Below are 17,482 nucleotides of genomic sequence, written 5' to 3' on the forward strand. Positions count from 1 at the left end.
TGCGCCCGGAACACCGACCTCTTGGGGGCGTCGCACAGGCATGAAGATTCATCGGATGTTGGCAGTGGTGGCTGGGCTGTTCTTCGCGGGATGTGGCGGTGACGAGGATCCGGGGGAGGACAAGCCGACCCCGGTGACGTGCTCGGCTTCGAATTGCACGGGCTGCTGTTTCAACAACACCTGCCAGACGGGGAACACCGCTTCCTCGTGTGGCAAGGCCGGGGCGGCGTGCGTGGCGTGCAACGCGGCCCAGGTGTGCAAGACGGATCAGAGCTGTGGTGTGGATCCAGCGGGCGTCTGGCTCGTCCAGCCCGTGTCCGCTCAAATCACGGCCAGCAACAATGGCACGGCGTGGGACGCGGATGCCTCCGCGCCGGATGTCTTCGTGGAGATGGCCTGTCCGGGGAACACGGTGGCCTCGTTCACTCCAGAAGTGCAGAGCTATACGCCCGCGTGGAGTTCGGGCGGGTGCACCGCGACGGCGAGCCGTCTGCTCGCGGAGCCGTGGGCCTTCCGCCTCTGGGACAGTGACCTCAGCGTCAACGACTCCATCACCAGTGTCCTCCTGGTCCAGCTCAAGGAGGAGCACTTCGTCGCGGGCACCGTCACCCTCCAGCCGTCGGGCGGGATGACGTCCATCACCTTCAACGTGCGCAAGCAGCCGTAGGCCAGCGCTGAAGCAGGGCAGGGGCCCGGAGGCGAACTGCCTCCGGGCCCCTTCCATTTCCCGAGGCTCACCCCGGCTTCTGCCGCCAGGCCGCGTGGTAGATGAGGTCCGTGCGGCTCTCCATGCCCAGCTTGGGGAAGATGTTGCGCAGGTGGGTCTTCACCGTGTTGAGCGTCAGCTTCAGCTCGTGGGCGATGGTCTCGTTGGCCCAGTTGCTGAGCACACCCTGGACGACGTCCGCCTCGCGCTTGGAGAGCTTCTGGAGCCACGGCTCCGGGATGGGAATGGACCGGGCGCACTCCTGGAGCACCAGGGCCCAGGGCCGGCTGCCGCGCTGCTCGGGCAGCTCCACGAACGTCACCTTCAGGTCGCGCTGCTCTCCTGAGCGCACCCAGGTGTCCACGCCTGCCTTGCGCTTCGTCCCGGGCGCCCTCAGGTGTCGGAGGTGCTCCCGCAGCTCCGAAGGGAGCTGGGCGTCGTGGGCCTTCATCTCCGGGTACCAGCGCTTCAACAGGTCCGTCGCGCCCGGCGTCCTCAGCCGCTCACGCTCCGGCGGCTCCAGCACGACGCACTCGGCGCCCTGGTGGCGGAAGAGCGCGTCCAGCAGGTCTCCGCGCGTGGCCTCACTCGCGAACATCCGGCAGTTGCGCACGGTGTTCACCAGGTAGGGCGTCAGCCAGTTCAGGAGGGCCTGCTCGCGCGCGGAGAAGGGCTGGGCATGCTCCCGGTACAGCGTGAAGCCCCCGTGCCAGTCCAGCCGCAGGTCCAACAGCACCGCCAACACGTGCTCCAGCGGCAGGCCCAGCTCCCGGCAGCGCAGGTACAGCAGGCTGCGCTTCAGCTCCCGACGCGACAGCATGTCGGAGTCCCGCAGCGCCACGTTGGGCTGCTTCATCACCGACTCGCGCACGAAGTCCACCGCCGCCAGCTCCGGGTAGTGCGCGAAGAGGACGCCGGGCGCCCCCAGGCCCAGCCACTCATAGTCGCCAGGGCGATCCGGCCGCGACACGCACAGCGCCGCGTAGTCGGACGGCAGCAGCGCCGTGAGGGTGCCCTGCGCTCGCGTCATCACCTCCGCCAGGTCCAGGGAACTGGAGAGCGCCCGGGTCAACTCGGAGATGAGCGCCTGCTCGCGCGCGTCCAGGTTCATCAAGGCCTCCCAGCCAGTGCTGGCAATGACATATCGGGAGGAGGCCCAGGGGTCTGTAACCCGCAAGAGGTATGGACGGGCCCCCTTGCCGGAAGCCCGTCCATGCCTGTCATTCATTGCGGGGACCGCGATGTCAGCGGTTGCCGTCGGCTAGTTGCCGGCGCTGCCCTGCTCGGGCGGCGTGCCCGTGGTGGGGCTCGCGGAGCTGCCCATCTGCTTGTTCTTGTCCCAGGCGGGCGGCGTCACCTCCATGTGCGCGCCCTTGTTGCCCGGGGTGCCGGTGTTCGGGACGCTCGGCTCCAGGGCGGGCGCGCCTTCGCCCGTGCTGTTCGTGCCCTGGTCGGGCGTGCCGGAGCCGCCCACGCCCTCGTCGATGCGGTCCGGGTCCGCCACGCTGTCCGCGCCGTCGTCATCCGGCTGGAGGACGCCCGAGCCGCCCGAGCCCCCCGTTGCCCGGTCCCAGCGCTCCGCGCTGTCCTGGGGCGCATCCGTGCTCGGCTCCTCCAGCGGAGGGGCTTCGTGGTCGGTGTGGCTCTGCGCGAACGCCTGGCCGGAGAAGGCGAGGGTGGCCAGGGCTGCCATCAGGGGGAGCTTCATGGGTGTCGCTCCTTCGAAAGAACGGGTTGTCCTTCCAAGGTGGCGACCGTCGGGTGGGAAACAAGCGCCTGACGCGCCCCCGTCCCCTGGCTGCACTCCCGCTGGCTGGGCGAGCAGGCGGGCTTCAGCCCGTCAGCGCCTTGGGCGGCACGAGCCCCACCGCCCACGCCGTGAGCTTGCGCAGCAGCTCCGCGCGGTCCTCCGGCACGGAGAAGAGGTGGTCGGCGCGCGGGTAGAAGGCATACGTGACGCGGTTCTCCAGCTTGAGCGGCGAGAACATCTCGTAGAACTGGCGCTCGTAGTTGAAGGACAGCCCCATGCCGCCGGAGAACACGAAGCAGAGGTTCACGCCCCGCTCCAGCAGCTTCGCGTAGTCCTCCGTCAGCCGCGCCTGCTCCGGGTACTCGCGCGTGTAGACCTCGTCGGCCTCGCCGGCTTCGCGCAGCTGCGAGGGCAGCTTGCGCTTGCGCAGGAAGCGGCTCCAGCGGCGGGGGCTCAGGTAGCGCAGCTGGAAGCGCAGGTGGTAGCCCACCGTGCGGTACGTGTAGCCGTCGATGAAGGCCGCGCCCACGACGCGCGGGTCCTGCACCGTCACCGAGTGCACGCTGTCCACGCCGGAGCACAGGCCGATGAGCGTGAAGGTCCGCAGGCCCTTCTTCTGCTCCAGGTAGTCGAGCGCGGCGCGCGTCTCCTCGCGGGCCCGCGCGAACTCGTCGGGGCCTCCCTCGCGGCGCGGGCGGCTGTCACCCAGGCCGGACTGGTCGAAGCGCAGCGTGGTGATGCCGCGCGCCGCCAGGTGCCGCGCCAGCTCCACCCACATCCGGTACGGCCCCACGTGGTGGTTGAGGCCCACGTTGGAGACCACCACCGCGGGCGCCCCCTCCAGCACCTTCTTGGGGTCCGGCTCCGTCAGCACGCCCACGAGGCTCTGCTCGGGACCGAAGGAACAGATGCGTTCGCGGATCACGCGACCTCCTTCATGAGCGCGGCGATCGTCTGCAGGACGCGGTTGGACAGGAGCGCGGACTCCTGGCCGCCTCCCGCGCCTCCCTCTTCCGGCACGAGGTGGTGCTGGAAGGGCAGGCCGGTGGCCTCCAGGCGCTGCTGGAGGCGTGCGTATTCCGGCTTCTGCGTGGCGGCCACCAGGTGCGTGCGCGTGGAAGGCCACGCGGGCAGCGCGGGCAGGTCCAGGGCGAGGATGTCGTCGCGCAGGGCCCGGGGGAAGGCGAAGCCGAGCAGCTCCTCGCGCACCTCCAGCGGGCTGTCGGGCTGGGGAAACAGGGTCCGGGTGGCCCGGCGCTTCTGCAGCAGCTCCAGCTCCTTCAGGTAGCTGGCGCCCTCCACCAGCGGCTCCCAGAGCACGAGCCCCGCGGTGGACAGGCCCTCCGCCGCGGCCCGCACGGCGAGCGCCGCGCCCAGCCGCATGCCCACGAGCGCCACGCGCTGCACGCCCGTCATGTCCTGCAGCTCGGCGGCGGCGAGCCGGATGTCCTGGACCCACGAGGCGATGCGCCCCTCGTGGACCTCTCCGGCGGAGTCACCGGTGCCGTAATAGTCGAAGCGGAAGACGTGGAAGCCCTCCCGCGCCAGCATCCCGGCCAGCTTCCGGAAGGCCCAGTGCGTCAGCATGTACTCCTGGGCTGCGGGATAACAGAGCACCACCCCGGTGGCGCGTTCAGCGCCTTGCGCGGGGTGGTGCATGCCGAAGAGCTGTCTTTCGGAGGTGCCGAAGAAGCAGGGCGTCACGGTAGGACCATTCTCCTCGAAGGGCCGCTCAGTCCGAGCGCCCCGGCAGTTTCCCCTTCAGCTTATTGAACAAGCGTTGCGCCAGGGGAACAGAAGTCTCCGGGGTGGCAATCTTTGTCGGCGTGGCCGTCTGCGTCGCGGTGGGCGTGGGCGCCACGACGGTGAACTGCGAGGCCACCTGCTCCAGCGTGTTGAGCAGCAGGGTGCGCGGGTGCAGGACCTGTCCCAGCTCCTTCTGCACGCGCATCACCACCTGGAACGACAGCAGCGAATGGCCGCCGATGTTGAAGAAGTTGTCGTGCACGCCCACCTGCGCGATGCCGAGCACTTCCTGCCAGATGCGCGCCAACTGCTTCTCCCGCTCCGTGCGGGGCGCGACGAAGGCCTCCTCGACCGGACGCGCGGCGCCCGCCGGAGGCGGCAGGGCCTTGCGATCCACCTTGCCGTTGGGCGTGAGGGGCAGCGCCTCCAGCTCCACGAAGTGCTGGGGCACCATGTACTGCGGCAGCTGCGAGCGCAGGTGCTTGCGCAGCTCCGTGTCCGTGTACGCCTGTCCCGGCTTCGTCACCAGGTACGCGACGAGGCGGCGGTCACCGGGCCTGTCCTCGCGGACGAGGGCGACGGCCTGGGCGAGCGCGGGGTGGGAGGCGAGGGCGGCCTCGACTTCGCCCAGCTCGATGCGGAAGCCGCGCAGCTTCACCTGGGAGTCGTTGCGTCCCAGGTACTCGACGGTGCCGTCGGCCAGCCAGCGGGCCAGGTCGCCGGTGCGGTACATGCGCTCGCCCTGGCGGAAGGGGTTGGGCAGGAAGCGCTCCTGCGTCAACTCGGGGCGGTGGAGGTAGCCCAGGGTGACGCCCTCGCCGCCGATGTACAGCTCGCCCGCGACGCCGACGGGCACGGGGGCCAGGTGGGCGTCGAGCAGGTACAGCTGGGTGTTGGCGATGGGGCGGCCGATGCGGATGGAGGAGAGGGGCGGCTGCACGCGCCAGGTGGTGGACCAGACGGTGGTCTCCGTGGGGCCGTACATGTTCCAGAGGCTGCCGACGCGGGCCAGGAGGGCCTCGGCCAACTCGCGGGGCAGGGCCTCGCCGCCGCAGAGGGCCTTGAAGCCGGGGCGGGGCTGCCAACCGGCCTCCAGCAGCAGGCGCCAGGTGGAGGGCGTGGCCTGCATGACGGTGACGGCGTGCGACTCCAGGGCGGCCTTGAGGAGGGGCCCGTCGGAGGCGGTGTCACGGGAGGCGAGGACGACCTGGGCGCCGGAGGTGAGCGGGAGGAGGAGCTCCAGCACGGCGATGTCGAAGGAGAGCGTGGTGACGGCCAGCAGCACGTCCTGGGTGGTGAGGCCCGGGGCTTCGCGCATGGCGCCCAGGAAGTTGACCACCGCGCGGTGCGGCACGCGCACGCCCTTGGGCTTGCCCGTCGAACCGGACGTGTAGATGACGTACGCCACCTCCTCCGGCGAGACGGTGAGCGGCTCGGGGGCCGTGTCCGCCTGCGACGTGGTGTCCTCGACGAAGAGGGACTTCACCGTCGTGGAGGGCAGCGTGCCCTGGAGCGCGCGTTGGGTGAGGACGAGCGAGAGCTGCGCGTCCTCGACCATGAAGGCGAGGCGCTCTGGCGGGAAGCCGGGGTCGAGCGGGACGTAGCCAGCGCCGGCCTGGAGGATGCCCAGCAGGCCGATGACCATGTCGGGGCCGCGCTCGGTGAAGAGGCCGACGAGGCTGCCCGGAGCGACACCCGCCTGCTTGAGCGCGTGCGCCACCTGGTGGCTGCGCTGGAGGAGCTGGCGATAGGTGAGCGAGACGGCGCCGGAGCGCAGGGCCACCGCGTCGGGGGTGGCTTGGGCCTGGGCGGCGACGAGGGTGTGGACGAAGGCCTCGCGGTCGAAGGGCTGGGGGGTGGCGTTCCAGTCCACCAGCACGCGCTGCTTCTCCGCCTCCGGGAGCAGCGGCAGGCGCGCGACGGGCACCCCCGCGTCCGACACCGCGGCGCGCAGCAGCGTGCGGATCTGTTCGAGCATGCGGACGACGGTGTCCCGCTCGAACAGGTCGGTGTTGTAGTCCATGCCGCCGACGATGCCGTGGGCCGTCTCCTTCACCCAGAAGCTCAGGTCCAGCGGCGTCGCGTGCGCGTGCACGTGCACCTGGCCGTAGGTGAGGGCGCCCAGGGTGTTGTTCCGGTTGCGCACGTCCTGGAAGGTGAAGAAGGTCTGGAACAGCGGCGTGCGGCTCAGGTCGCGCTGCACGCCCAACTGCTGGAGCAGCAGCTCGATGGGCATGTCCTGGTGGCCGAAGGCTTCCATGCAGGTGGTGCGGACGCGCTCCAGCAACTGCCGGAACGTCAGCTCCGGGCCCATCTGCGTGCGCAGCACGAGTGTGTTGACGAAGAAGCCGAGCAGGTCCTCCACCTCGGGATGCGAGCGGCCCCGGATGGGCGTGCCCACCACCAGGTCCTCCTGGCCGGAGTAGCGGTGCAGGAGCGTCTTGAAGGCCGTGAGCAGCACCATGTACAGCGTGGCGTTGGACTCGCGCCCCAGCTTCGTGAGCGCGTCCACTTCCGCGCCCGTGAGGACGAAGGGCTCGGTGCCGCCCTGGAGGCTCATCTGCGCGGGGCGGGGCTTGTCCGTGGGCAGCTCCAGCGCGGGCAGGTTCCCGGAGAGCTTCTGCCGCCAGTAGCGGGCCTGCCGCTCCAGCTCCTCGCCCTGGAGCCAGTTGCGGTGCCACTCGGTGAAGTCCGCGTACTGGATGGGCAGGGCGGGAAGCTGGGGCAGCTTGCCTTGCGTGAGCGCGCCGTAGAACACGTCCAGGTCGCGCAGGAACACGTCGAACGACCACCCATCCCAGATGAGGTGATGGGGCATGAAGAAGAGGACGTGCTCGTGGGGGCCCATCCGGAACAGCGAGAGCCGGAACAGCGGCGGCGCGGTGATGGGAATGGACTCGTCCGCCAGCGCCTGGAGGCGGCGGAGCAGGTCCTCCTCGCGCAGGTTCGCGGGCACCGGCTCCAGGTCCACCGCCTCCAGCTCCACCGTCAGGGTCGGCGCGACGTGCTGCACCGGCGTGCCCTCGTCCCAGCGGACGAAGCTGCGCATGGCGGAGTGACGCTCCAGCAGCATGTTGAAGCTGCCGCGCAGCGCGCCCACGTCCAGCTCGCCGTGGAGACGGAAGGCCGCGGGCAGGTTGTAGACGGCGGTGCCCTGGTTGAGCTGCTCCAGGAACCACAGCCGCTGCTGCATCAGCGACAGCGGGGCGGGGGCGGTGCCCATGCGCGGTGAGATGCGCTGCGCGGGGCTCGTGGCCCCGTCGTCACCGCGCACCAGCCGGGCCAGCTTCTCCACGGTGGGCGCCTCGAACATCCGGCGCAGCGTGAGGCTGACGTCCAGGTCGCGGCTCGCGCGCGTGAGGGCCTGCGAGGCCAGCAGCGAGTGTCCGCCCAGCCGGAAGAAGTCGGCCGTGACGCTCACCCGACGCAGTCCCAGCACGTCGGCGAAGATGGCCGCCAGCTTCTGCTCCGTCTCGTCGCGGGGCGCGACGTAGGCGTCCTCTTGCGAGCCCGCCTGCGGCGACGGCAGGGCCTTGCGGTCCACCTTGCCGTTGGGCGTGAGCGGCAGCGCGGGGAGGGCCACGAAGTGCTGCGGCACCATGTACTCCGGCAGCCCCTGCTTGAGGTGCGCGCGGAGGGCTTCGTCTGGAGGCGTCGTCTGGCCTGGACGCGCGATGAGGTACGCGACGAGGCGACGGTCACCGGGCCTGTCCTCGCGCACGAGGGCGACGGCCTGGGCGAGAGCGGGGTGGGAGGCGAGGGCGGCCTCGACTTCACCCAGCTCGATGCGGAAGCCGCGCAGCTTCACCTGGGAGTCGTTGCGTCCCAGGTACTCGACGGTGCCGTCGGCCAGCCAGCGGGCCAGGTCGCCGGTGCGGTACATGCGCTCGCCCTGGCGGAAGGGGTTGGGCAGGAAGCGCTCCTGCGTCAACTCGGGGCGGTGGAGGTAGCCCAGGGTGACGCCCTCGCCGCCGATGTACAGCTCGCCCGCGACGCCGACGGGCACGGGGGCCAGGTGGGCGTCGAGCAGGTACAGCTGGGTGTTGGCGATGGGGCGGCCGATGCGGATGGAGGAGAGGGGCGGCTGCACGCGCCAGGTGGTGGACCAGACGGTGGTCTCCGTGGGGCCGTACATGTTCCAGAGGCTGCCGACGCGGGCCAGGAGGGCCTCGGCCAACTCGCGGGGCAGGGCCTCGCCGCCGCAGAGGGCCTTGAAGCCGGGGCGGGGCTGCCAACCGGCCTCCAGCAGCAGGCGCCAGGTGGAGGGCGTGGCCTGCATGACGGTGACGGCGTGCGACTCCAGGGCGGCCTTGAGGAGGGGCCCGTCGGAGGCGGTGTCACGGGAGGCGAGGACGACCTGGGCGCCGGAGGTGAGCGGGAGGAGGAGCTCCAGCACGGCGATGTCGAAGGAGAGCGTGGTGACGGCCAGCAGCACGTCCTGGGTGGTGAGGCCCGGGGCCTCGCGCATGGCGCCCAGGAAGTTGACCACCGCGCGGTGCGGCACGCGCACGCCCTTGGGCTTGCCCGTCGAACCGGACGTGTAGATGACGTACGCCACCTCCTCCGGCGAGACGGCCAGCGCCGGGGGCGCGGCGTCAGGCTGCGAGGCCGTGTCCTCGATGAGGAGCGGCGTCACGGCGGTGGAGGGCAGGGACGCCACCAGCGACTGCTGAGTGAGGACGGTGGACAGCTTCGCGTCCTCGACCATGAAGGCGAGGCGCTCGGGCGGGAAGCCGGGGTCGAGCGGGACGTAGCCAGCGCCGGCCTGGAGGATGCCCAGCAGGCCGATGACCATGTCGGGGCCGCGCTCGGTGAAGAGGCCGACGAGGCTGCCCGGGGCGACGCCCTCCTGCTTGAGCGCGTGCGCGACCTGGTGGCTGCGCTGGAGGAGCTGGCGGTAGCTGAGCGAGACGGCGCCGGAGCGCAGGGCCACCGCGTCGGGCGTGGCCTGGGCCTGGGCGGCGACGAGGGTGTGGACGAAGGCCTCGCGGTCGAAGGGCTGGGGGGTGGCGTTCCAGTCCACCAGCACGCGCTGCTTCTCCGCCTCCGGCAGCAGCGGCAGGCGCGCGACGGGGGTCTCCGCGTCGGCGATCACGCCCCGCAGCAGTTCTTCGTAACACGCCATCCAGCGGCGAACCGTGGAGCCCTCGAAGAGGTCGGTGTTGTACTGGCACTCCAGCACCACGCGGCCATGGGCCTCGGCCGCGTTGATGAAGAGGTCGAAGTTCTCGAAGTGGCGCGGGTTGCTCGCCAGGGTGCAGGTGAGGCCGTGGAACGCGAGCTGCTCCCCGGTGACGGCCTGGTCCACGTTGAACAGCACGTTGACCAGCGGCAGCCGGCTCGGGTCGCGGGGCAGCGCGAGCTGCTTGAGCAGCGTCCCGAACGTGTACTCCTGGTGCTCGTACGCATCGAGCATCGTGGTGCGCAGCTGCTTGAGCACCTGCGTGAAGGGCGCGTCCGCGGACACGTTGCTGCGCAGGGGCAGCGCGTTCACGCAGTGGCCGACCAGGTCCTTCAGCCCGGCCACGGATTGACCCGCGGCGGGGATGGCCACCACCACGTCCTCCAGGCCGGTGAGCCGGTGCAGCAGCGCCTTGAAGCCCGCCAGCAGCGTGGTGAAGAAGCTGCCGCCGTGGCGCGCGCCCACGCGCTTGAGCTGTTCGACGAGCGCCGGCTCCAGGACGTAGTCCTCGCGCCGGGAGCTGTACGTCTTCGACGGCGGACGGCGCTTGTCGAGCGGCAGCTCCAGCACCGGCAGCGAGCCGGAGAACTTCTGGAGCCAGTAGCGCTCATGCTCCGCGTACTCCGGCGTCTTGGCCAGCTGCTCCTGCGCGAGGGCGTAGTCGCTGAACAGGGGCGCGGGCGCCAGCTCCGGCCGCACCCGGCGCACCTGCGCCGAGTAGAACGTCGCCAGGTCGCGCAGGATGACCGCCATGGACCAGCCGTCGCACACGATGTGGTGCGCGGTCAGCGTCAGCAGGTGCTGATCCTCGGCCAGCCGCACGAGCCTGGGGCGCAGCAGGGGGCCGGCCTCCAGGGGCAGCGGCGTCTCCACCTCGTGGGACACCAGCTCCCGGACCCGGGCCTCGCGCTCGGAGGACGGCAGCGTGTCCAGCGCCACCACGTCCAGCATGATGGGCATGGTGCGCGCCACGCACAGCGTGATGCCATCCGCGCTGAGCGTGCTGCGCAGCGCTTCGTGCTGCTCCACCACGTCCTGGAGCGCCGCGTGCAGGCTCTCCACGTTCAGCGGCCCCTGGAGCCTCAGGGACATGGACTCGTTGAAGGCACACGACGCGTCCGGGCCCATCTGGACGCCGGTCCACACCTCGCGCTGGGGCTCGGTGGAGGGGACGGTGAGCTGGAGGGCCGGCCCGGCGAACGGGTCGAAGTCGTCCGGCAGTTCCTGGGTGTCTTCGGGCGGGAAGGAGTTCGGGGTCTTCATCGGGTCTCGCTCAGCTTGACGAACTTGCCGGGCACGGAGGGGTGCGGAACGAACCAGGCGGGGTTGCCCTGCGGATCACGCCCCAGCCGGGCGCCGGGCACCGGGGGCTGATTGGCGTCGAAGGCCACGGGGGCGGGCGCCTGGGACGGACGGGCCGTGCCCGGCAGGAGGCCCGCGTCCTGCAACTCCGTGACGCTGTCCTGGAACGCGGTGATGAGGCGCTGGAGGTCCGCGTCCGTGTGGGCGGTGGTGAAGAAGCAGGGGAAGCCGTCCCAGATGTGGATGCCCTTGTCGCGCAGCAGGCAGAACAGCAGGTCCCCGTGGGAGATGTCCGCCGTGACGAACGTCTTCCACAGCGACCCGAAGTGCTTGATGCGCAGGGGCGCGCCCACCTCGTCGAAGAACGCGTTGAGCGTGCTGGCCAGCGTGTCCGCCTTGGCGCTCACGCTGCGCTGCAGCTCCGGGCCCGCGGCCTTCATGTGCTCCAGCGCGGCCTTCGCGGCGGCGAGCGCCAGCGGGTGGCGCACGAACGTGCCGGCGAAGTACGTCACGCCCACCGTGGGCACCGAGTCGTCGCCGAACTGCCAGTGGCCGCCGTCCAGCGCGTCCATGAAGGGGCGCTTGCCCGCGATGACGCCAATGGGCATGCCGCCGCCCACGACCTTGCCGTAGGTCGCCACGTCCGCCTGCACGCCGAACACCGCCTGGGCGCCGCCCGGGTGCATGCGGAAGCCGGTGATGACCTCGTCGAAGATGTAGACGGAGCCGGACTTCTGGGTGAGGTCGCGCAGCTGGTGCAGGAACTCGCGCGGCTGGAAGTCGGGGCGCCGGCTCTGCACCGGCTCCACCATGATGGCCGCCAGCGAGTCCGCGCGCTGGCGGAGGATTTCGAGCGTCTCCGGCGTGCCGTAGTCCAGCACCAGCACGTCCTGCACCGCGCCCGCCATGATGCCCGGGGCGGCCGGCACCGTGCGCAGGCTCTTGGTGCCGCGCACCAGCACCTCGTCGAAGATGCCGTGGTAGCTGCCGGCGAAGATGGCCACCGTGCTGCGGCCGGTGACGGTGCGAGCAATGCGCAGCGCCCCCATCACCGCCTCGGAGCCGGTGTTGCATAGGGCCGCGCGCTCCGCGCCGGTGAACTCACAGACGAGCTTCGCCACCTCACCCGCCAGCGGGTGCATGGGCCCCAGCTCGTAGCCGTCGTCCACCTGCTTGTGCACCGCCTGGGTGATGAAGTCCGGCGCGTGGCCGAACATCACCGAGCCGAAGCCGTTGAGCGCGTCCAGGTACTGGTTGCCGTCCACGTCCCAGAGCTGCGAGCCCTTGGAGCGGTTCACCGCAAGCGGGTAGATGAGCTCCTTGAGCAGCGGCCGGAAGCCCGTCACCACGCGCGGGTCGGACAGCTGGCCGCGGTTCTCCTGGGCGGCGCGCTTGGAGCCCTGCGTCTTCGCGTTGTAGCGGCGGGTGAAGTCCTCCAGGAACGTCTGCTGCCGGGGCGTGAGCGAGTCCTTCGGCGCCAGGCTGATGCGCGCGATGGCGCCGAAGGCCTTCTTCACGTCGTACTTCACCGGACCCTTGAGCTCGGCCTCGTCCGTGGGGGCGGCGGGCGCGGGGACGGCGGGCGCCTCCGGGGCCACGGCCACCGGCGCCGGCGCGGAGGGCGCGGGCTGGAGCTGCACCGGCGCGGGCGCGGACATGGCGGCGGGCTGACCGGACAGGATGGCCAGCTGCTGGGTCATCAGCCGCAGCTGCTGCTCGATGACCGCCTGGAGCGTGCCTGCGGGCGCGGACGGCGCCTGGGCCTGGTACGCGGGCGCGCTGGCGACCGGCGCGGCGGCGACGTGCTGCTGCGCGAGGATGTTCGCGGCGAGCTGCGCGGGGGCGCTCGGGGCGGCGGCCGGGGCCGCGACAGGCGCCGGGGCGGCCTCCGGAGGCATCCGGCCATCCAGGTACACGGCGAGCTGGCCCAGGGAGGCGACCTCCTCCAGCAGCTGCCGGAAGGTGACCTTCACGCCGAACTGCTTCTGCACCGCGAGCGCCGCCTGGGTGAGCACCAGCGAGTCGAGCCCCAGCTCCAGGAAGCTCGCGCTCGCGTCGGCATCGCCGAGCTCCAGGCCGCTGAGTTCTTCGAAGAGGTTGCGCAGGGAGGGGACAAGGCGTTCGGCGCGGGGGACGGGGGCGGTGCTCACGGCGACTCCGGTGGTGAGAGGGGGGACGGGCACGGACGCCCGCTCAAGGTCGATCCAGTGGCGCTGCCGCTGGAAGGGATACGTAGGAAGGGTGACGCGCTGGCGCTGCTCGTCGGCATGGATGGCGGCCCAATCCAGCGGGACGCCCCGGCGCCAGAGCTGGCCCGCGGCATTCAAGAGGGCGCTCCAGTCGGCCGCGTCGCCGCTGGACTCGCCCAGGGACGTGAACACCCGGGCGCGCTGTTCAGCCGTGGCCTGCTGCCGGGCCAGCGTCGCGAGCGTCACGCGCGGGCCCACCTCCAGCATCAGGTGGTCGCCCTTGTCCCAGAGCGTGCGCAGCGCGGGCGCGAAGCGGACCGTGTCGCGCAGGTGCCGCGCCCAGTACTCAGGGGACGTGGCCTCGGCGGGCGTGAGCCAGGAGCCCGTCGCGGTGGAGACGATGGGGATGCGCGGCTCCGACAGGCGCATGCCCTTCACCGTTTCGAGGAAGGGCGCCACCGCGGCGTCCATCATCGGCGAGTGGAACGCATGCGACGTCTGGAGCAGCCGGCTGGCCGCGCCTTCCGCCTCCAGCGTGGCCTGGAGCCGCAGCACCGCGTCCGTGGGACCGGAGACGACGCACAGGCGCGGCCCGTTGTCCGACGCGATGGCCAGCCCGTCCGTCAGCCGGGGCGCCACCGCTTCGGCGGACAGGCGCACCGACAGCATGCTGCCCGGCGCCTGCGCCTGCATGAGCTGCCCGCGCTTCGCGACCAGGTGCAGCGCGTCCTCCAGCGTGAACACGCCCGCGAGGCACGCGGCGACGAACTCGCCCACGCTGTGGCCCACGAGCGCGTCCGGCCGCACGCCCCAGCTCCACCAGAGCTGCGCGAGCGCGTACTCCACGGTGAAGAGGGCCGCCTGCGCGAACGACGTCTGGCGCAGGGCCTCCGCGGCTTCGGGGGAGGCGGGGTCCTTGGGGAAGAGCACCTCGCGCAGGTCGCGTCCGAGCAGCGGCTTCAGCACCTCCGCGCACGCGTCCACCGTGGCGCGGAAGGCGGGCGCGTGGCGGTACAGCCCGTGCGCCATGTCCGGGTGCTGCGAACCCTGACCGGGGAAGAGGAACGCGAGCGGAGGGGTGGACTCCAGCGCGGTGGCCTCCGCCCCGGTCGCCGTCAGCGCCTTCACGGCCTCCTCCGCGCTGGTCGCGACCACGGCCTTGCGGAACGGGAACGCCCGGCGGCCGGTGGCCAGCGTGTGCGCCACGTCCGCGAGCGGCAGCTCCGGGTGCGCCTGGAGGTGCGCGGCCAGTCGCTGCGCCGCCTGCGTCACGGCCGCGGGCGTCTTCGCCGACAGCAGGAGCAGCTGGACGGGCTTCGACGGGCCGGAGCCAGGGCGCGCCGGGGCCTCCTCCACCACGACGTGCGCGTTGGTGCCGCCCACGCCGAAGGAGCTGACGCCCGCGCGCAGGGGCTCCGTGCCCTCCGGCCACGCGGAGCGCTTCGTCTGGACGAAGAAGGGGCTCTTGCCGAAGTCGATCTTCGGGTTGGGCGTCTGGAAGTGCAGCGTCGGCGGCAGCTCGCGGTGCTTCAGCGCGAGCACCGTCTTGAGCAGGCCCGCCACGCCCGCCGCGGCGGTGAGGTGGCCGAAGTTGCTCTTCACCGAGCCGATGGCGCAGAAGCCGGTGTCGGCCGTGTGCGCGCGGAAGGCCTGGGACAGCGCCTCCACTTCAATGGGGTCGCCCAGCGGCGTCGCGGTGCCGTGCGCCTCCACGTAGCGGATGGTGCGCGGATCCACGCCCGCGTTCGCGTGCGCCGTCGCGATGACGGTGGCCTGCCCCTCCACGCCCGGCGCCGCGAAGCTCATCTTCGCCGCGCCGTCGTTGTTGACGGCCACGCCGCGCAGCACCGCGTGGATCTCATCGCCGTCCGCCTGCGCGTCCGACAGCCGCTTGAGCACCACCGCGCCCACGCCGTCGCTGAAGAGGGTGCCGGTGGCGCTCGCGTCGAAGGGCCGGCAGTGCCCGTCCTGGGAGAGCATGCCGCCCTCCTGGTACAGGTGGCCGGACTTCTGCGGCACCGTCACCGCCGCGCCGCCCGCCAGCGCCACGTCGCACTGGTGCGTCTGCAAGGCCCAGAACGCCTGCGCCACCGCGACGAGCGACGTGGAGCACGCGGTGTTCAGCGACAGGGCGGGTCCGCGCAGGTCCAGCTTGTGCGCGACGCGCGTGGCCACGTAGTCCTTCTCGTTGGCCACCATCGCCTGGAAGGCGCCCACCCGGCCCACGATGTCCTGCCGGGGCTGGACGTGCAGCGGCTGGTAGCTGTTGTTGTGCGTGCCCGCGAAGACGCCGATGAGGCCGGGGTAGCGCTCCGGCACGCAGCCGGCGGACTCCAGCGCGGCCCACGCCGTCTCCAGGAAGAGGCGCTGCTGCGGGTCCATCACCTGCGCCTCCTTCGGCATGATGCCGAAGAAGCCCGCGTCGAACAGCTCCACGCCCTCCAGGATGCCGCGCGCGCGCACGTACTCGGGCGCGTCCCGCTCAGCGGCGGCCACCGACGGATCCACCTCCTCGCGGGTGAAGGGGGTGACGGACTCCACCCCGCCGACGAGGTTCTTCCAGAACGTCTCCACGTCGGGCGCGCCCGGGAAGCGGCCCGCCATGCCGATGATGGCCACCGGCTCCGCGCCGCCCGCCCCGCCGGCCGCCTGCTGGCGCTTCGCCCGCCGCGCCTCCACCTGCTGCTTGAGCGAGGGCCGCGCCGCGTCCCCGGACAGCACCGCCGCCAGCTGCGCCACCGTGGGCGACTGGAAGAGCTGGACGATGGGGATCTCCAGCCCGTGCTCCTGCCGCAGCCGCGCCACGCACTGGAGCGCGAGCAGCGAGTTGCCGCCCAGCTCGAAGAAGCTGTCGTGGATGCCCACCCGGTCGATGCGCAGCAGCCGCGCCCACGACTCCGAGATGGTCCGCTCCAGCGGCGAGCGGGGCGCGACGTAGGCCTGCTGCAGCTCCGGGCGCGTGGGCAGCGGGGCGGGCAGGGCGCGCCGGTCGATCTTCCCGCTGGGCGTGCGGGGCAGGGCCTCCAGCACGACGAACGCGGAGGGCACCATGTAGTCCGGCACCCGCGTGCCCAGGTGCCGCCGCAGCGTCCCGGCCGCGTGCTCCAGCGTGCCGTCCGCGACGACGTACGCCACCAGCCGCTTGTCGCCGGGCACGTCCTCGCGCGCCACCACCGCCACCTGCTTCACCGCCGGGTGGCTGCCGAGCGCGACCTCAATCTCACCCAGCTCGATGCGGTAGCCGCGCACCTTCACCTGGCCGTCGATGCGGCCCAGGAACTCCACGTCGCCGCCGGGCAGCACGCGCGCCAGGTCGCCGGTGCGGTACGCGCGCTCACCCGTTGCGGGCCGCAGCGGGTGCGCCACGAAGCGCTCCGCCGTCAGCGCCTCGCGGTGCAGGTAGCCGCGCGCCAGGCACACGCCCGCGAGGAACAGCTCGCCGGACTCGCCCTGGGGCACGGGCTGCTTCTGCTCGTCCAGGACGACCAGCTCGCACCCGTCGATGGCCTTCCCGATGGGCGGCAGCGCGGGCCAGGACTCCGGGGCGCCCCGGAGCACGTGGCTGGAGACGACGTGCGTCTCCGACGGGCCGTAGTGGTTGTGCAGCGCGCAGCCCGGCAGCGCGGCGAAGAAGGCGCGCAGGTGGGGCGTCACCTGGAGCTGCTCGCCCGCGGTCACCACCTCGCGCAGGGACGGCGGCACCTTCTGGTGCGAGGTGGCGATCTCCGACAGGCTCTGCAGCGCGATGAAGGGCAGGAACAGCCGCTCCACGCGCTCCTCCGCCAGGAGCTTCAGCAGCAGCACGGCGTCCAGCCGCAGCTCGTCCCGCACCAGCACCAGCGTGCCGCCGGAGCACCAGGTGCCGAACAGCTCCTGGAACGACACGTCGAACGACAGCGGCGAGAACTGCAACGTGCGCGTGCCCGGGCCGGCGATGGATTGCCCCAGCTGCCACGCGATCAGGTTGGCGAGCGGCCCGTGGCCCATCGCCACGCCCTTGGGCGTGCCCGTGGAGCCGGAGGTGTAGATGGCGTACGCCAGTCCCTCCAGGCTCGACGCGTCCACCGGGGAGGCCGGGGCCTCCGGGGCGAAGAGGGCAGGGGACTCATCCAGGCACAGCACCGGCCCCGCGAAGGCGGGCAGCCCGGCGCGCAGCTTCGCCTGGGTCAGCAGCACGGGCGCCTTCGCGTCCTCCAGCATGAAGGACAGGCGCGGCGCGGGGTAGGCCGGATCCAACGGCAGGTATGCGCCACCGGCCTTGAGCACGGCCAGCACCGCCACCACCATCTCCACCGAGCGCTCCAGGCACACGCCGACGAGCACGTCCGTGGTGACGCCCAGGCCCCGGAGGTGATGGGCGAGCTGATTGGAGCGGCGCTCCAGCGCCTCGTATGTCAGCCCCACGCCCTCGAAGCGGACGGCCTCGGCCTGGGGCGTGCGCGCCGCCTGCGCCGCGAAGCGCCCCACCACTGTCTGCCTGACCGCTTCGTCCACGGACATCTCCCCCAGGGCCATCCGATTTTCGGTTTCTGAACGCATGAAGTGTAGAGGATCGGAAAGACAGGCCAAGCCGGTCCTCGAACATGCCATGCCTGTACAGGATTCAA

At 71.7% G+C, this 17,482-nt stretch carries 7 protein-coding genes; 1 reads left to right on the forward strand and 6 read right to left on the reverse strand.

Annotation, left to right across the window (positions count from 1 at the left end; all coding sequences use genetic code 11):
• The first annotated feature begins 55 nt into the window (after positions 1-55).
• Positions 56-667 carry a hypothetical protein gene (locus tag OV207_RS09390; protein WP_267554370.1) on the forward strand — a complete coding sequence of 204 codons (612 nt, stop codon included), beginning with the start codon at positions 56-58 and terminating at the stop codon, positions 665-667.
• A 67-nt stretch (positions 668-734) separates the two neighbouring features.
• On the opposite strand, the gene OV207_RS09395 is transcribed toward OV207_RS09390, so the two are convergent.
• From OV207_RS09395 to OV207_RS09420, 6 genes are all read right to left on the reverse strand, one after another.
• Positions 735-1,817, reverse strand: a complete 1,083-nt coding sequence (locus tag OV207_RS09395) for a helix-turn-helix transcriptional regulator (protein ID WP_267554371.1) — start codon at positions 1,815-1,817, stop codon at positions 735-737.
• A gap of 150 nt (positions 1,818-1,967) precedes the next feature.
• On the reverse strand, positions 1,968-2,414 hold the full coding sequence (locus tag OV207_RS09400; RefSeq protein ID WP_267554372.1) for a hypothetical protein: 447 nt from the start codon (positions 2,412-2,414) through the stop codon (positions 1,968-1,970).
• Positions 2,415-2,538: 124 nt separating this feature from the next.
• Entirely contained in the window at positions 2,539-3,381 is an 843-nt protein-coding gene (locus OV207_RS09405) for an alpha/beta fold hydrolase (protein ID WP_267554374.1), read from the reverse strand.
• The gene (locus tag OV207_RS09410) at positions 3,378-4,160 is read right to left on the reverse strand and encodes an alpha/beta fold hydrolase (protein ID WP_267554375.1); all 783 of its coding nucleotides are present in this window, start codon (positions 4,158-4,160) and stop codon (positions 3,378-3,380) included. Before OV207_RS09410 ends, OV207_RS09405 begins: the two co-directional genes overlap by 4 nt.
• 28 nt (positions 4,161-4,188) lie before the next feature.
• Positions 4,189-10,647, reverse strand: a complete 6,459-nt coding sequence (locus tag OV207_RS09415) for a non-ribosomal peptide synthetase (RefSeq protein ID WP_267554376.1) — start codon at positions 10,645-10,647, stop codon at positions 4,189-4,191.
• Positions 10,644-17,369 (reverse strand): polyketide synthase, encoded by a 6,726-nt coding sequence (locus OV207_RS09420; RefSeq protein WP_267554377.1) that lies wholly within the window; start codon positions 17,367-17,369, stop codon positions 10,644-10,646. The genes OV207_RS09415 and OV207_RS09420 overlap by 4 nt, the downstream gene beginning before the upstream one ends.
• Positions 17,370-17,482: the final 113 nt, after the last annotated feature.

It is taken from the genome of Corallococcus sp. BB11-1 (assembly GCF_026626625.1).
GTDB lineage: Bacteria > Myxococcota > Myxococcia > Myxococcales > Myxococcaceae > Corallococcus > Corallococcus soli.

Bases quoted from the DNA above. Each gene is read 5' to 3' on its own strand.
- OV207_RS09390 (WP_267554370.1), top strand. From the start codon at position 56: ATGTTGGCAGTGGTGGCTGGGCTGTTCTTCGCGGGATGTGGCGGTGAC.
- OV207_RS09395 (WP_267554371.1), bottom strand. From the start codon at position 1,817: ATGAACCTGGACGCGCGCGAGCAGGCGCTCATCTCCGAGTTGACCCGG.
- OV207_RS09400 (WP_267554372.1), bottom strand. From the start codon at position 2,414: ATGAAGCTCCCCCTGATGGCAGCCCTGGCCACCCTCGCCTTCTCCGGC.
- OV207_RS09415 (WP_267554376.1), bottom strand. From the start codon at position 10,647: ATGAAGACCCCGAACTCCTTCCCGCCCGAAGACACCCAGGAACTGCCG.